The organism is Fusibacter sp. JL298sf-3, assembly GCF_053842995.1.
Genome location: NZ_CM132608.1, coordinates 13,057 through 28,595, shown reverse-complemented (window position 1 = coordinate 28,595; position 15,539 = coordinate 13,057). Strand labels below are relative to the sequence as shown.

Here is a 15,539-nt window from a genome sequence, read left to right as displayed (position 1 = left end):
TTTCACCTAACTCTCCAATTCATTTTCTTGCACCGTTGTCGCCTCTACCGTCGCTTCTACCGCCGTCTCCTCAGCAACAGCAGCTTCGTCAGGCGCTTCATTTAGCGCTTCCGCTGTAATAAGCACTTCTCTTGGTTTGCTCCCCCTAGGTGGGCCGACGATACCGCGTTCCTCCATTGCTTCAATCAAACGCGCCGCTCGGTTGTAACCCACTCTAAATCGCCGCTGTAAAAGAGATGCAGACGCCTGCTCAGAAGTGACCACAAACTCTATGGCCTGTTCTAAGTACTCGTCGACCTCTTGCCCTTCAGCAACGCCTTTCGGCACTTCATCCAAGATTTCTTCCCTGTACTGAACTTCAATCGACTGTTCTTTTATAAACGTCACCAAACCTTCAACTTCTTCATCCGACATGAACGCCCCTTGTGCGCGCTTGGGTTTTGACGCACCCACAGGGTAGTAGAGCATGTCCCCTTTGCCCAGCAACTTTTCAGCGCCGCCCATATCGATAATCGTCCTGGAATCCACCGCCGAAGAAACAGAAAATGCAATACGCGACGGGATATTGGCCTTAATAAGGCCCGTAATGACGTCTACAGACGGCCTTTGCGTGGCGACAATCAAGTGAATCCCCGCTGCACGGGCCATTTGGGCCAATCTGCAGATGGCATCTTCCACCTGATTTGGCGCCACCATCATGAGGTCGGCCAACTCGTCGATAATAACCACGATTTGAGGCAACAATTCTTCACCTGTTTTTTCAGCTTTTTTGTTGTACCCTTTCATATCTCTCGACGAAGAATCGGCGAAGAGCTTGTAGCGACGGGTCATCTCGTTCACCGCCCAGTTTAAGGCAATGGCCGCTTTCTTTGAATCCGTAACCACAGGGAGAATGAGATGAGGTATCCCGTTGTAGTTGCTAAGTTCTACGACCTTAGGGTCAATCATTAAAAATTTGACCTCATCGGGCTTGGCATTTAGTAGGATACTGCTGATAATCGTATTGACGCACACCGATTTCCCGGAGCCGGTAGCACCTGCAATGAGCAAGTGAGGCATACTGGCTAAGTCGCCGATAATCGGATTCCCCGAGATGTCTTTACCCAAGCCCACCGAAAGCTTTGACGACGATTGTTTAAAGGCCTCTGATTCGAGCACTTCTTTCATCACTACCATGGACTTGGTCTTGTTGGGCACCTCGATTCCAATAGCAGTTTTCCCCGGAATCGGTGCAATACGCACTTGGCTGGTTGCGAGGTTTAAAGCAATATCTTCACTCAGGCCGACGACTTTGCTCACTTTAATCCCCGGACTCAGCTGAACTTCAAACATCGTAATAGAGGGCCCTTGTTTGACAGAAACCACACTGGCATCCACATTAAAGTTCTGAAGGGTCTCTTCCAAACGTTTCGCCATCTTCATAAACTCAGAACGGTCTTCTGAGGCGGCACCGCCTTTGGGGTCTGCTAAAAGACCCATCGGTGGCAACACGTACTCCGGAACGACCCGCTTGCTTCCAGACTCGATTTCTTCTTGTACTTGCGCTTCGTCGACCACCTCTTCATCCGCTTGCTTTTGCGCTTTTTTAGCAGGTTCTTGAGGCGGTGTTTCTACTGCTGGTGTTTCAGGCGCCCTTATGGCTTCAGTCTCTTCAAAAGCCTCCTGAGGAACAGGTGCAGGTTCTGCCTCAGCGGGCTCTACCACTGCAGGTTCCGATGGCAATGGGTCTCTACTTATTGGTGTTTCAACAGGTTCTTGAGAAGGCGTTTCTTTAACAGTCTCTTTACCTTCATAATAATCGTAGTCGAAAACTTTGACATCTTTTTTTCGAGACGCTTTTTTGGCCAAATCCAATTTCGCTAAAAACTGCGTTGAATCATTTTCTTTAGAAGGCGTTGTTTTTTTCTTAACCGTTGTCTTCACTTCTTCAAGGGCTTTTTCAGCCTGCATGGATTCCAGCATCAGCCGTTCTGCCTCTTTTTCCTGCTTCAACAACGTCTCCATTTCCTCGCGGCTCGCTGCCTTTTCAGCGCGCTTAGAAAGCATCTGCTGTCGTTTATGTTCCCAAAGCTCTTGAAGAGAAACCTTGGTAAACACAATAAACCCGGCGATAAATGCCACCAGTATAAACAGCACCGTTCCCGCAAAGCCGACGGCTTTTAAAAAAGCGTATGTCAACATTTCACCAAAGACGCCACCGCCCTCATAGGCGACACCGCTTTGGTACACTGTCTTTAAGTGTTCAAATGTATAAAAAGGCGTCGTGTTCAGCAGTTGACGGTAATCGTCTTGGTATTGAATTAACGTAGCGGCGAGTACCATGCCGACGAGCACAAGGGTTGTGCCGATGGTAATCCGCTTTACAGCAGGTTTAAAATTCGGATTTAACCGTACAAAGACAAAGGCAAAAACCACTGGCGGCATCACATACGCGACATAGGAGAAAAAGCCGAAGAGCACTTCTTTTACCCAAATCCCCAACGCGCCTACCGCACTGGTATAGAGACACAACATTAAAAACAAAGTAAAGGCAATAAGGCCGATAATTTTAAGCTCATACTTGATTTTGTAGTTTTTAAGATGCTCTTTTTGCGTCTTAGCCCCTGTCGTCTTTTTCTTTTTCGGAGGCGTTTTTTTCGGCGGTGTCTTTTTCGTCGGTTTTTTTACGCTTTTTTTCTGCACATCTGCCCCCTTTCATTTAGAACCTAACGCTAGACACCGGTGGAACCAAATCCCCCAGCCCCTCTTTCAGTATCTTCTACAGTTTCCACAGCATCCCATGTTATCCGTTCGTACTTGGCGATAATCAGCTGAGCAATACGATCGCCACGAGCGATGGTAAACGCAGCATCGCCGAGATTGATTACCGGGATTTTAAGCTCGCCGCGGTAGTCGCTGTCAATAGTCCCTACACAATTGGCCAGTGTAATGCCGTTTTTTATAGAAAGTCCGCTTCGAGCTCTCACTTGTCCTTCATAACCCACGGGGATTTCAACAAAGAGTCCCGTCGGCACCAGTGTTCTCTCCATCGGCTTTAAGACGATGGGCGTCTCGTTGTCTGCGAGCAGATCCAGTCCTGACGCCCCCAACGTTTTGTACTCCGGCAAAGGGTTCTTTGATTGATTTACGATTTTAACTTTCATGTGTTTCTCCTCTTACAATTCGTTCATAGAGCGCTTGTACTTCCGATTCAGACATTTCTCCGACAACGGCCATGGCACATTGTCCCGTTTCAAAAAGCTGATGGTACAAGTTCTTTACATTGTCCAATTCTATAGCGTCTATTTTTTCAATAACCGCTTCCAAGTCTTTTTCTTTATGTGCAAACATCTCGACGCGACCAATCCATTCCATCACGTGTTCACTGCCTTCCAGGCCGAGCATCACACTGCCCTTCAGCTGGTTTTTGGCGTTTTCCACGACTTCCGCTGTGAGCGCTTCCTTTAGTGTGCCAATGGTCTCGGCAATGGCCTCGACGATAGGCATAACATTTTCTTTGCTGGCGCCAAAAGAGATGTTCAACGTACCGATTTGATCGTAAAAACTCGGCTCTGAATAGATGCCGTAGGTCAGTCCCTTTTCTTCTCGCACCAATTGAAACAGCAGCGAAGAGTTGGTTCCACCCAGCACATTGCTCAACAACGTCATATCGTAACTCCTCGGATCCTCAAACGGAATCCCCGGGAAGTCTATCGAGACTTGAACTTGTTCATTTTCTTTGTAGACACAAGTGCAACCACTGTTAAACGTCGGCACCTCCGGTGTAAACACCTGACCGTCACCTAGGCGCTCTACATCAAAATAATGTCGTGCAAGGGCTTCCAGTTCCTCGGGGTCGTATTGACCCGCTACGGCAAGCACCATGTTTTCTGGACGATAATGCGTGCGATAAAAGGACAAGATGCCCTCTCTATCGAAGCGCTTAACACTCTCTTTTGTACCCAGAATCGGCATGGCCAGCGCATGTTCTTTGAAAGTAATCGCCTGTAACACATCGGCGACGAGTTCTTCTGCAGCGTCTTCGTACATGTTGATTTCATCTTCAACAACGACTTTTTCAACATCGATGTGCGCGCTTTTAAACGTTGGAAAGAACACCATGTCCGAAAGCAATTTAAACGCTGTCTCAATGTGTTCTCCCAAAGTCTTGGTATAATAGCACGTGCACTCTCTTGCCGTGTAAGCGTTGATTTCACCGCCGATTTTGTCAATGGTCAGCGAAATTTCCTTTGCAGAATACGTTTCAGTCCCCTTGAACAACATGTGTTCAATGAAATGAGAAATACCGTTGTTCGCTTCGGTTTCATTGGCCGCGCCAACTTTTATCCACACGCCCACTGTCAACGACTGATAGCCCGCAAGTGGCTGATGGACAACAGTCAAACCGTTGTCTAATTTGTATTTATGATGCAATTTTTCACCCCGTCTTTAATTTTCTACAATATGACAAATGAGACAGTACAGGTGTACTCTCTCACTTGCCACTGATAATTATTCGAAATGGACGCAATGGGGTGCGCCGTCTTACGCCTTGTTATCGAGTAAAACCTTTCTCGACAAGTTCACGCGACCTTGATCGTCGATTTCGATGATTTTAACTGTGATGACATCGCCGATGTTGACGACATCTTCTACTTTTCCGACACGCTTTGTATCCAGTTGTGAAATATGACACATACCTTCTTTTCCCGGGCCTATTTCTACAAATGCACCAAACTTCAATATGCGCGTTACTTTACCCGTATAGATTTGACCCACTTCAGGCACTTTGACGATATTTTCGATCTCTTCACGAGCACCTTTGCCGCCTTCGCCGTCAACAGCTGTAATCAGCACCGTACCGTCGTCTTCAATATCGATTTTAACATTGTGCTCTGTTGTAATTCTCGTGATAACTTTACCACCAGGTCCAATGACGTCTCTGATTTTATCAGGATCGATTTTAAGGGTAAAGACTCTCGGTGCGTATGGGGACATTTCCGCATTTGGCTCTGAAATCACTTCGTTCATGCAGCCGAGGATGTGGAGACGACCGATACGCGCTTGTTCAAGCGCTTCTTCGAGAAGTTCTCTGCTGAGACCGTCGACTTTAATATCCATCTGTAGGGCAGTGATGCCTTCTTTAGTACCTGCCACTTTAAAGTCCATATCGCCTAAAGCGTCTTCCATCCCTTGAATATCACTTAGAATAGAGATGTCGCCTTCTTCTTGAATCAAGCCCATTGCAATACCGGCAACAGAATCTTTAATCGGCACACCGGCGTGAAGCAACGACAACGTACTGCCACAGATAGAAGCCTGTGAGCTCGATCCGTTACATGTCAACACTTCCGAAACCAATCTAATGGCATAAGGGAACTCTTCTTCAGACGGCAATACCGGCAATAGAGCACGTTCGCCTAAAGCGCCGTGACCGATGGCACGTCTGTTGACGCGAGCAAACCCGAGCTCACCAACAGAAAACGGCGGGAAGTTGTAATGGTGCATGTAACGCTTCGTATCTTCCAGTCCGAGACCGTCGATGCGCTGTGCTTCTCCGAGAGCGCCAAGTGTCGTCACTGTCAGAACTTGCGTTAAACCGCGTTGGAAGAGTCCTGAACCGTGTGTTCTCGGAAGCAAATCAACTTCGCAGGAAATCGGTCTAATGTCTTTCGGGCCTCTGCCGTCAGGACGTACCGCTTCTTTTATAATCATCTTTCTCACAACGTCTTTCTCAACGGCTTTAAATTGATCCTTGAGGAAGCCTTCGTCATCTGGATGCGCTTCGATAAACGCTTCAATTAAGGCGTCTTTAAGCTCCGAAAGGGCGTCGTTTCTTTCGCTCTTACCTTCGATGCGCACGACTTTGTCCATTTTCTCTTCTAAAAACGCTCTGATCTCAGCGACATATGCCGCATCGACTTCCGGTAATGTGAGCGCGAACTTTTCTTTACCCAGCTCGTTGTTTATCATCTCCATAAACGCACAAATCTCTTTGATGACGTCATGGCCGTACATAATCGCACCTAAAACAACTTCTTCCGGTAAGATTTCCGCGCCGGCTTCAACCATAACGACGGCATCTTTTGTACCGGCAACCACGAGGTTAAGCGTCGATTGCTCTTTCTGAGCCACAGTTGGGTTGATGACGTATGCGCCGTCGATATAACCAACAGTTACACCGGCAACAGGACCGTTAAACGGAATATCCGAGATTCCCAAGGCAATAGACGCGCCGTTCATCGCCACTGTATCCGGCGAACAGTCTTGGTCGACAGACATAACAGTTGCCACCACTTGAACTTCGTTTTTCATGCCATCTGGAAAGAGCGGTCTAATCGGTCTGTCGATTAAACGTGCTGTAAGTGTCGCACGTTCTGACGGTCGACCCTCTCTCTTGATAAAACCACCTGGGATTTTACCGACTGCATACAGTTTTTCTTCATATTCTACTGTCAACGGGAAGAAGTCCAGGCCTTCTTTTGGCTTCTTAACGCCTGCTGCCGTGACGAGTACTGTTGTATCGCCATAGTGTAGCATCGCTGAACCGTTGACGAGATTGGCAAATTTACCGATCTCAACTTTCAGCGTTCTACCGCCGATTTCTTTTTCAAACACGCGTCGATTGTCGCCGCTCATTGTCTTTTCACTCATATAGTGCCTCCTAAATCTTTTAAAATGCGGCGTTCAGATTTATCCTACTTATTTCAAGTCAGCGCTTTGTAAAGCCCTCACTTCAAATAAGTAGGATTTGAAGATAAATTTGAACGTCCTTTACTATTATACTAAAGTTACAGGTAAAGTTAAAGCGAAATCCACATCTTTTCTACAATATTACCTGCTTGAACTGCCATGTTTGCAAGATAAAAGGACTTGGAGAAATCCAAGTCCTTGCAGTCATTATTTTCTTAAGTTCAGTTCTACAAGTAGCGCTCTGTACTTTTCGATATCTCTATCTTTGAGGTAGTTGAGAAGATTTCTTCTCTTACCGACCATCTTTAAAAGACCTCTTCTTGAGTGGTGATCTTTCTTGTGCATTTTAAGGTGATCGTTTAACTCATTGATTCTTTGCGTTAAGATTGCGATTTGTACTTCTGCTGATCCCGTATCAGTTGCATGTGTCTTGTGCTTTTCAATAATGCCGGTTTTTACTTCTTTAGTAATCATTTAATTCGCCTCCATTTTAATTTTAGCCAAAAGCCTAGTAAACCGTTGGCGTCACGGTGAACAAAGCGATTGGTCGTTTATCAACTACACTATAGTACCATATTCTGCTACGAAAGTAAACGGTTATTTTAAGTCGAAATACGCTTTCATCTGTGCCACATCGTTTTGCATGGCTTCGATTAAAGCCTGTTCAGACTCGAACTTCATCTCGTTGCGCAAGCGCTTGATAAAGTGGACTTCAATGTGTTCGTCATAGAGCGGTCGGTCGATGCCGTAGACGAAAGTCTCCATGTGAAGTCCCGTATCCTCAACCGTCGGGTTGTAGCCGACATTGGTCGCACTTGGGTAAAAGGTTCCCTGAATCAGCGTTTCAGTAATATACACCCCAGAACACAACGTACTGATATTTTCTTTAATCTGCATATTGGCTGTTGGAAAACCAAATGTCTTGCCCTTGCCTTTTCCGCGGATGACTTTGCCTTTGATAAAGTGTCGCCTACCCAAGTAGAAATTGGCTTCTTCCACGCGCCCCTGTTCGAGCAACTTTCGAATTAACGTCGAAGACACGCGTACATCGTTGCGCATAATGGGCTGGACGATATCGCAGCTGTAGCCGTATTGCTCGCCCAGCGCCAAAAGCATATCGACATTTCCACGCGCTTCTTTGCCAAAACGGTAATCGTAGCCCACAGTGAGATGTTTCATATTGAGCTTATCGACGAGTACTTCTTTGACAAAGCGCTCCGGTTCAATGGTCATCTGAAAGTCGTCGAACTTTAGAAGCGCCAAATAATCCAGACCGACATGTGAGAAAATCTGAACTTTTTCGTCTATGTCCATAATCTTAGCCGGGGGATTGTTCGGCGTCAAAAGTGCTCTCGGGTGGTTGGAAAAGGTATAGACAAAAGACTTGAGGTCGCGGGCCTTTGCCACGGCAATGGTATCTTTGATAATCTCCATATGTCCAATGTGCAAGCCGTCAAAAGTGCCCAAAGCTACCGAAGTCCCTTTTTCATCTCTTTCAATTGCCTCGAGTTCAAAATACAGTTTCATTTTTATCCCACCATCAGTTTCTTTATATAGATGCCGGACGACGTCTTTTCGGCGATGCCGTAAAAGGTCCCGTCGACATACACGCGGTAAAACCGCTCAGTGCTCAAACCGTCTCGCTTCAAAAACGGTTGAAGATTCACTTTCACGCCATTGGCAATCTTCTTGACAAACACAGGATCTGACGGCACTTCAACCGTTCCCATAAAGGAAAGCGCTTTATCTACTGGAACTATTTTTGCCGTGAGCGCTTCGTAAGTCATGCCTTTCACCGTTTCAACGTCTATGACATCTTCCAGCTCAAATGGGTCCGATGCCAAGCGTTTGAGCGCTGTCATATGGGCGTGTGTACCAAGTTTTTCACCAATGTCGTTGCACAAAGTGCGTATATAGGTTCCCTTTGAACACGTCACATCGAACTGCGCCCGTTCGCCGAAAATCGTGATATTTTCTATAGCGTATATGGTGCGCGGCCGAGGGGGCCTTTCCACAACGATGCCTTTGCGTGCCAAATCAACGAGTTTTTCTCCGCCGACTTTAAGGGCGCTGTACATCGGCGGCACTTGCAGGATATCGCCGACAAAACTCATGATAGCCTCTTTGTAAGTCGACGCATCAATATGTGCCGTCGGCGCCATTTTGAGCACCGTCCCCCACACATCCTGCGTATCGGTCATTGCTCCAAGTGCCATTGTACACGCATAGCGCTTTTTTTGATCTGTAAGGAAATCGACGATTTTAGTCCCCTTGCCAATGCAGATGGGCAAAACGCCGGTTGCCATTGGGTCTAGTGTCCCCGTGTGCCCGACCTTTTTCGTTTTCAACTGCTTTCTCAAAATGGCGACGACATCGTGAGACGTCATATTTTGAGGTTTATCGATAACGAGGACGCCATTTAATTGAATCATTTAAATACATCTCCAAAATGTGAAATCAGCGCCGTCTTAATCGTTTCAAAAGAGTTGTCCGATTTAAAGCCCGCCGCTTTCATGTGCCCACCACCTGAGAAAGCCTGTGCAACTGCACTGACATCAATGTCGTTTTTAGAACGCATTGAAATTTTGTGGCTGCCTCCGCCAATGTACCGGATAAAAACGACGACTTCAACGCCGGCGATATCTCTCACGTATTCGACGATGCCATCTGTGTCATAGGTATCGTAACTGAGTTTTTCCATCAATGACGCTTCCAGACCGACCAAAGCCAGTCGGTTGTCGTAATGAAGTTCGAGGGTCTCAAAGACTTTGTTCAGCAAGGTCACTTTCTCAAATGATTTGTTTTGAAAGAGCGCTACATTGACTGCATTAAAATCGAAACCGCTCTCCATCAACTTTGCACAAATTCTAAATGTAGACGGCTTTGTATTGGAATATCTAAAGTTCCCCGTATCCGTTACAATAGCCGTATACAGTGCTTTGCCAGTCGTCTCGTTAAAAGGGAACCCACAGGTTTCAAACATGCCCGCGACGATTTCACCGGTAGATGACGCAGAAGCGTCTACAATGGCAAGCGGGGCGTAATCTGAATGTGTTAAGTGATGGTCGATGGCGACTTTAACAGCCGCGCGTTCGTAAATGTCCAATCTGTCGTAAAAGAGCTTCGTTTCACCGCAGTCCACAGCAATGGCAAGCGCCCATTCTTTCGACTTTGCAGCCTCCACAGTCATCGGCGTTTCCAACCCGTCGAACAAAAACAATAAATTAGAGGGTATAGCGTCCTCTAAGACGATATACCCTTTTTTATTGTGGTGTTTAAGCCATTCACAGACGGCGATGGCAGAGCCCAAAGTGTCGCCGTCTGGAAAGCAATGCGGTAAGATGCAAATCGCACCGTCGGAAGCGTTTGAAACCGACTGGACAAGAGCCTTTATTCTCTCGTTTGATTGCATACTTTAATCCTCTTTTTCTTCCTCGCTCTCTTCTTCATCGTGCTTGATGTCGAGAGAAGTTAAAATATCGTTGATGTGCATACCGTGCTCCACAGAGTGATCCGCTTTAAAGATAGGTTCCGGCGTGTAGTGTAACTTAAGCTTTTTACCGAGTTCCTTTCTGATAAAGCCCTTTGCGCTGTTGAGTCCGGCAATGGTCATATCCACATTGTGTTTTGGATCAAAGCAACTCACGTAAATGGTTGCATACCTAAAATCACCGGTTACCTCGACGTAATTAATCGACGACAACTTAGAAATTCTAGGATCTTTAATTTGTTGCAGCATCAAGGTACTTACAATTTTCTTTATCTCTTCAGCTACTTTTTTAGTGCGTCCTGCTGACATAAGTACACCTTCTTTCAAATAAATCTTTAGCCTCGTTTGATTTCTTCGAGTACAAATGCTTCGATTTCGTCGTTCTCGATGAGGTCGTTAAAACCTTCGATGCCGACGCCGCACTCGTAACCGGTCGCCACTTCTTTAACGTCGTCTTTAAAGCGTTTTAGAGACGAAATTTTGCCTTCGTGAATGACGATACCGTCTCGAATAACGCGAACACTTGCGTTACGAGGCACTTTTCCGTTGAGGACGTAGCCACCTGCGATGACACCGCCAGGAATTTTAAAGGTTGCTCTTACTTGTATTCTACCCAGAACCACCTCTTTAAACTCAGGATCTAACATACCGTTAAGCGCTGTTTGAACATCGTTGATGGCCTCGTAGATAATGCTGTACGTACGGATGTTGACCCCTTCTTGCTCAGCAGTTGCCATAACGTTTCCAGACGGTCTGACGTTAAATCCGATAATGAGCGCGTCTGAAGCGGAGGCCAAGATGACATCAGATTCTGAAATGGCCCCGACGTTGGCGTGAACGATGTTTACGCGTACTTCTTCCGTGCTCAGTTTCAGAAGCGACTGCTTAATGGCTTCAACTGAACCATGGACATCTGCTTTAATAATAATGTTAAGGTCTTTAATAACCCCTTCTTGTATTTTAGAGAACAGGTCTTCAAGTGTAACGTGCATGTTTTTGTTAAGCGTTTTTTCTCTGTAATCCGCTGCTTGCTTCTCAGAAATTAAACGCGCTATTTTTTCATCAGGCGTTACATAAATCTTTTCACCTGCTTGTGGGATGTCCGTCAAGCCGTCGATTTCAACTGTTGAAGACGGGCCGATTTTCTTGACTTTCTTACCTCGGTCGTTGTACATCGCCTTGACTTTACCGTAGGTTGTACCGGCGACAACTGGGTCGCCCACAGACATGGCACCCTTTTCGAGGATAATGGTCGATACGGTTCCCCTACCCTTAACGACTTTGGCTTCGACAACTGTACCGATACCCAAACGCTCCGGATTGGCTTTGAGTTCAAGCATTTCGGATACCAATAAGACCATTTCAAGCAGGGTTTCAAGACCTTCTCCTGTTTTAGCCGATACAGGTACCGCGATGACATCGCCGCCCCACTCTTCAATAACAATGCCTCTGTCAGCGAGTTCTTGCTTCACGCGGTCGGGGTTGGCACCCGGCTTATCCATCTTGTTAATCGCGACGATAATCGGGACACCAGCTGCTTTAGAGTGGTCAATGGCCTCAATGGTCTGAGGCATAACACCATCGTCTGCTGCCACTACGAGAATCGCAATATCTGTTACCTTTGCGCCGCGTGCACGTAGCGATGTAAAGGCCTCGTGACCCGGTGTATCTAAGAAGACGATCTTTTCGTTGTTGTGAACGATTTCTGACGCACCGATGTGTTGCGTGATACCGCCGGCTTCGCCATCGGCCACACCCGTGTGACGAATGGCGTCGAGAAGCGATGTCTTACCGTGGTCGACGTGGCCCATTACCGTTACTACAGGGGCACGTTTCACCAAATCTTTCGGATCGTCTTCGAATTCGAGATCGTACGCCTCGACGTGGTTCTCTTCTTCAATGACTTCTACTTCCAGTGTGATGTTGTACTCCAGTGCCACAAGTGCCGCTGTATCAAAGTCGATGTTTTGATTGAGCGTGGCCATAATGCCCATGCCCATCAGCTTCATAATAATGTCATTCGGTTGCTTATGAATAACCTCTGCAAAGTCTTTGACCGTCATTTCAGCCGGCACAAAGATGGTTTCTCGCGTCAGTTTTTCTTCTAAGCGTTCCAACTTTTCTTTTTCACTTTTGTCTTTGTACTTACCGCTCTTTTGCTTCTTCTTTTTGCCGAAGTCGAACTTCTTGCGTCTATCTGAATCGTTGCTGTAGGTCATTTGCTCCTTCTTGATCTTCGTCGCTTTTTTAGACTTGTTTTCTAAGCGGTCTTTGTCGAAAGTGACCACTGTTTTTTCCTTTTTGGCCATTTTCTTTTTGCTCGGTGTCTTTTCAGCGATCTCAATCGTTGGAAATTCATCTTTTTTCTTAGTGTTGCGCGTGTCTTTTCTAAAGTCTTTTTTGTTGTCCTTGTTGTAACCACCACTTTTGTTTCGGTCGTTGTTGTAAGGACGATCCCCTTGAGGCTTTGATCTGTCACCATACGAACGATTCCCCTGCGGTCTGCTGCCTTGAGGCCTGTCGCCGTATGAGCGGTTGCCCTGGGAACGGTCCCCTTGCGAACGGTTGCCTTGAGGCCTATCGCCTTGTGGTTTGTCACCATACGAGCGGTTACCTTGCGGTCGATTGCCTTGAGGTCTGTCGCCATATGAGCGATTGCCCTGCGAACGGTTGCCTTGTGGTCGGTTGCCTTGTGATCGGTCGCCCTGCGGTCTATCACTATAAGAACGGTTACCTTGCGGTCGATCCCCTTGCGGGCGATTGCTTTGAGAACGGTCGCCTTGCGAACGGTTGTTCTGCTGACGATCGCCTTGTGGTCGATCCCCTTGCGACCTATTCTTGTAATTGCGGTTAGACTGGTTTCTGTTGCGTTCTTCCGCTTTTACTTCTTTTGTACGATCGTAAATAATTTTGTTATGTGTTTTCTTTTCGCCATTTGTCTTTTTATCAACGGGCTTTTTAGGCGAAAATCTGCCTTTTAGTTTAGAAACTTCCGAGTCCTCTAAGGCACTCAGATGATTTTTCACATCCATGCCCATTTTAGAAGCTGTATCGATAAGTTCTTTGCTGCTGATGTTTAATGCCTTTGCCAATTCATGGATTCGGGTTTTAGACATAGCTTCACCTCCGAATTATAGAGCGTCAATTTTCTCTATCAACGCTCTGGAAAATTTTTTGTTTGTCACGCCGAACAGTCCATAGTTGTGCTTCCCAATTGCTTCGGAAAGCGCTTCCTTCGAAGCTAAAATTCTATAACTTATTTGTTCGGATTCGCAAAGCTGTACCATCTTATTTCGGGTGGTCTCATTAATGTCTTCAGCGATAATAAGCAAAGAGACCTTGTGTCTCTTGATGTTTTCCGCACAGAGGGTTTCACCACAGACGAGACTGCCCGATTTTTTTGCAAATCCAAGCAAAGTTAAAATTTTATGCATCTTCTTTTAACCTTTCTTTGAGGTCTTCAAAGACTGTGTCTTCTACTTTACATTCAAGTGCTCGATTGAAGGCGTTTTTCTTAATTGCCAAATCAAAACAAGCTTTTGTGCCACATATATAAGCGCCTCGGCCATTTTGCTTGCCCGTGTAATCTACAAAGATTTCATTTTCTTTGTTTTTGACGACGCGAACAAGTTCTTTTTTAGGCTTTTGTACGCCACAGGCGATGCATTTCCTCATAGGTATTTTTTTCATTTACACGTCATCTCCATCCACTTCGTCTTCTTCGTATACCTCAGCTTCTTCGTATACGTCAACTTCTTCATATACTTCAGCTTCTTCGGCTTCAAGATACTCGATGTACTGGCTCTCACTCTTAATATCGATTTTCCACCCGGTCAACTTCGCAGCCAAACGCGCATTTTGACCTTCTTTACCGATGGCAAGTGACAACTGGTAATCTGGAACGACTACGAGGGCGGAGTTTTCGTCTTCATCGACTTCAACGCGCATCACCTTAGAAGGCGACAGCGCATTTGAAATCAAAATAGCCGGGTTCTCATGCCACTCGATAATATCGATTTTTTCACCTTGGAGTTCGTCGACGATGTTCTGCACGCGGCTGCCTTTTTGGCCGACACATGCCCCCACCGGATCGAGGTCTGGATTACTCGCGTAAACCGAGATCTTTGTTCTCGACCCCGGCTCTCTGGAAATGCCTCTAATCTCGACTTCACCGTCGTAAATTTCGGGAACTTCCAACTCAAACAAGCGCTTTACAAGAGCTGGATGTGTTCTCGATACGAATATCTGTGGTCCCTTTGTGGAATTTTTAACTTCTGTAATAACCGTTTTAATACGCGCACCTTGGATATACTGTTCATTGGGAATTTGTTCATTTTGCGCCATCAACGCTTCTGTTCTCCCCAATGTGATGTAGACGATGCCTTTGGAAACGCGGTGAATAACACCGTTGACGATTTCAGATTCGCGATTGGAATACGCCTCGTAAATCACGCCGCGTTCAGCTTCTCTAATCTTCTGAACGACCACTTGTTTTGCCGATTGCGCCGCAATTCTACCGAAATCTCTCGGCGTCACCTTTTCTTTTACAATGTCGCCAATCTCGTAAAAAGGTTCAATTTTTTTAGCGTCTTCAAGCGTTATTTGAACCCCTTCCTCCAGCACTTCTTCAGCGACAATTCTAACAGAGTAAACGTTGATTTCACCCGTTTCTCTGTTGAGTTCAACTTCAACATTATGTGTGGCACCAAAGTTATTTTTATAAGCTTTTACGACTGCGTCTTCAATGACATCGAACAGCATCTCACTTGAAATACCTTTTTCTTTTTCAAGCTCTTCTAAAGCGAGTAACAATTCTGTCTTCACAGTTCTCCCTCCTCTTGATCAAAATGGACGACAAGTTTTGTCACAGAAACTTTGCTTTTAGGTATTTCAATTCTGCCCATGGTTTCATGTGTAACAACGACATGACCGTCTACCAATCCCTCTAACGCGCCCGTTATCATTTTTTGGCCGTCAAACGGTTGAAACAGTTTAAGTTGAACTTCTTTCCCCTTAAACTTCTCAAAGTCTGAGTCCTTTTTTAAAACGCGTTCTACGCCTGGGGAAGTCACCTCTAAAAAGTACTGTTCCTCAATGGGATCGAGTTTGTCCAGCTTCCCGTTTAAATACTGGCTGACCAGTTGACAATCGTCTAGCGTCACCGGTTCTTCCTTGTCAATAGTTACTCTTAAATAACGATAGGGCCCTTCTTTGACAAATTCCACGTCGACGAGTTCAATACTTTGCGTCTTGACGTAAGGTGCTAATATGTCTTCGACAATATCAACGACTCTCCTCTTCTTCATAACTGTGCACACCTTCTTTCTCTATAAATTGAATCTTTATCTTTAACACATAACATCGTTGTTGAATCGTT

At 46.0% G+C, this 15,539-nt stretch carries 14 protein-coding genes; all 14 read right to left on the bottom strand.

Annotated features, from left to right (window positions below; genetic code table 11):
• Window positions 1-6 precede the first annotated feature (6 nt).
• The 14 genes from ACR6HW_RS00120 to ACR6HW_RS00055 all read right to left on the bottom strand — a co-directional run bounded on the left by ACR6HW_RS00120 (window position 7) and on the right by ACR6HW_RS00055 (window position 15,468).
• A complete protein-coding gene (locus ACR6HW_RS00120) occupies window positions 7-2,682 on the bottom strand; it encodes an FtsK/SpoIIIE family DNA translocase (RefSeq protein WP_455729142.1) in 2,676 nt (891 codons plus the stop codon).
• 29 nt (window positions 2,683-2,711) lie between these two features.
• Window positions 2,712-3,143: a dUTP diphosphatase gene (dut, locus tag ACR6HW_RS00115; protein ID WP_455729141.1), complete on the bottom strand. Its 432-nt coding sequence runs from the start codon at window positions 3,141-3,143 to the stop codon at window positions 2,712-2,714.
• Complete coding sequence (locus tag ACR6HW_RS00110; protein ID WP_455729140.1) at window positions 3,133-4,413, bottom strand: M16 family metallopeptidase; 1,281 nt, start codon at window positions 4,411-4,413, stop codon at window positions 3,133-3,135. The genes dut and ACR6HW_RS00110 overlap by 11 nt, the downstream gene beginning before the upstream one ends.
• Before the next feature lie 111 nt (window positions 4,414-4,524).
• Window positions 4,525-6,633, bottom strand: a complete 2,109-nt coding sequence (locus tag ACR6HW_RS00105; protein ID WP_455729139.1) for a polyribonucleotide nucleotidyltransferase — start codon at window positions 6,631-6,633, stop codon at window positions 4,525-4,527.
• A gap of 246 nt (window positions 6,634-6,879) precedes the next feature.
• Window positions 6,880-7,143, bottom strand: a complete 264-nt coding sequence (gene rpsO / locus ACR6HW_RS00100; protein WP_455730915.1) for a 30S ribosomal protein S15 — start codon at window positions 7,141-7,143, stop codon at window positions 6,880-6,882.
• A gap of 126 nt (window positions 7,144-7,269) precedes the next feature.
• A complete protein-coding gene (locus tag ACR6HW_RS00095; RefSeq protein WP_455729138.1) occupies window positions 7,270-8,199 on the bottom strand; it encodes a bifunctional riboflavin kinase/FAD synthetase in 930 nt (309 codons plus the stop codon).
• Between the two features lie 2 nt (window positions 8,200-8,201).
• Entirely contained in the window at window positions 8,202-9,104 is a 903-nt protein-coding gene (truB, locus tag ACR6HW_RS00090; protein ID WP_455729137.1) for a tRNA pseudouridine(55) synthase TruB, read from the bottom strand.
• Window positions 9,101-10,084 (bottom strand): DHH family phosphoesterase, encoded by a 984-nt coding sequence (locus ACR6HW_RS00085; protein WP_455729136.1) that lies wholly within the window; start codon window positions 10,082-10,084, stop codon window positions 9,101-9,103. The genes truB and ACR6HW_RS00085 overlap by 4 nt, the downstream gene beginning before the upstream one ends.
• A 3-nt stretch (window positions 10,085-10,087) precedes the next feature.
• On the bottom strand, window positions 10,088-10,471 hold the full coding sequence (gene rbfA, locus ACR6HW_RS00080) for a 30S ribosome-binding factor RbfA (protein WP_455729135.1): 384 nt from the start codon (window positions 10,469-10,471) through the stop codon (window positions 10,088-10,090).
• Between the two features lie 26 nt (window positions 10,472-10,497).
• Window positions 10,498-13,278 carry a translation initiation factor IF-2 gene (gene infB / locus ACR6HW_RS00075; protein ID WP_455729134.1) on the bottom strand — a complete coding sequence of 927 codons (2,781 nt, stop codon included), beginning with the start codon at window positions 13,276-13,278 and terminating at the stop codon, window positions 10,498-10,500.
• Between the two features lie 15 nt (window positions 13,279-13,293).
• Complete coding sequence (locus ACR6HW_RS00070; RefSeq protein ID WP_455729133.1) at window positions 13,294-13,596, bottom strand: L7Ae/L30e/S12e/Gadd45 family ribosomal protein; 303 nt, start codon at window positions 13,594-13,596, stop codon at window positions 13,294-13,296.
• Window positions 13,589-13,852: an RNase P modulator RnpM gene (gene rnpM, locus ACR6HW_RS00065; RefSeq protein WP_455729132.1), complete on the bottom strand. Its 264-nt coding sequence runs from the start codon at window positions 13,850-13,852 to the stop codon at window positions 13,589-13,591. Before rnpM ends, ACR6HW_RS00070 begins: the two co-directional genes overlap by 8 nt.
• On the bottom strand, window positions 13,853-14,986 hold the full coding sequence (nusA, locus tag ACR6HW_RS00060; protein ID WP_455729131.1) for a transcription termination factor NusA: 1,134 nt from the start codon (window positions 14,984-14,986) through the stop codon (window positions 13,853-13,855). It abuts the gene before it with no gap.
• Entirely contained in the window at window positions 14,983-15,468 is a 486-nt protein-coding gene (locus ACR6HW_RS00055) for a ribosome maturation factor RimP (protein WP_455729130.1), read from the bottom strand. Before ACR6HW_RS00055 ends, nusA begins: the two co-directional genes overlap by 4 nt.
• Window positions 15,469-15,539 lie beyond the last annotated feature (71 nt).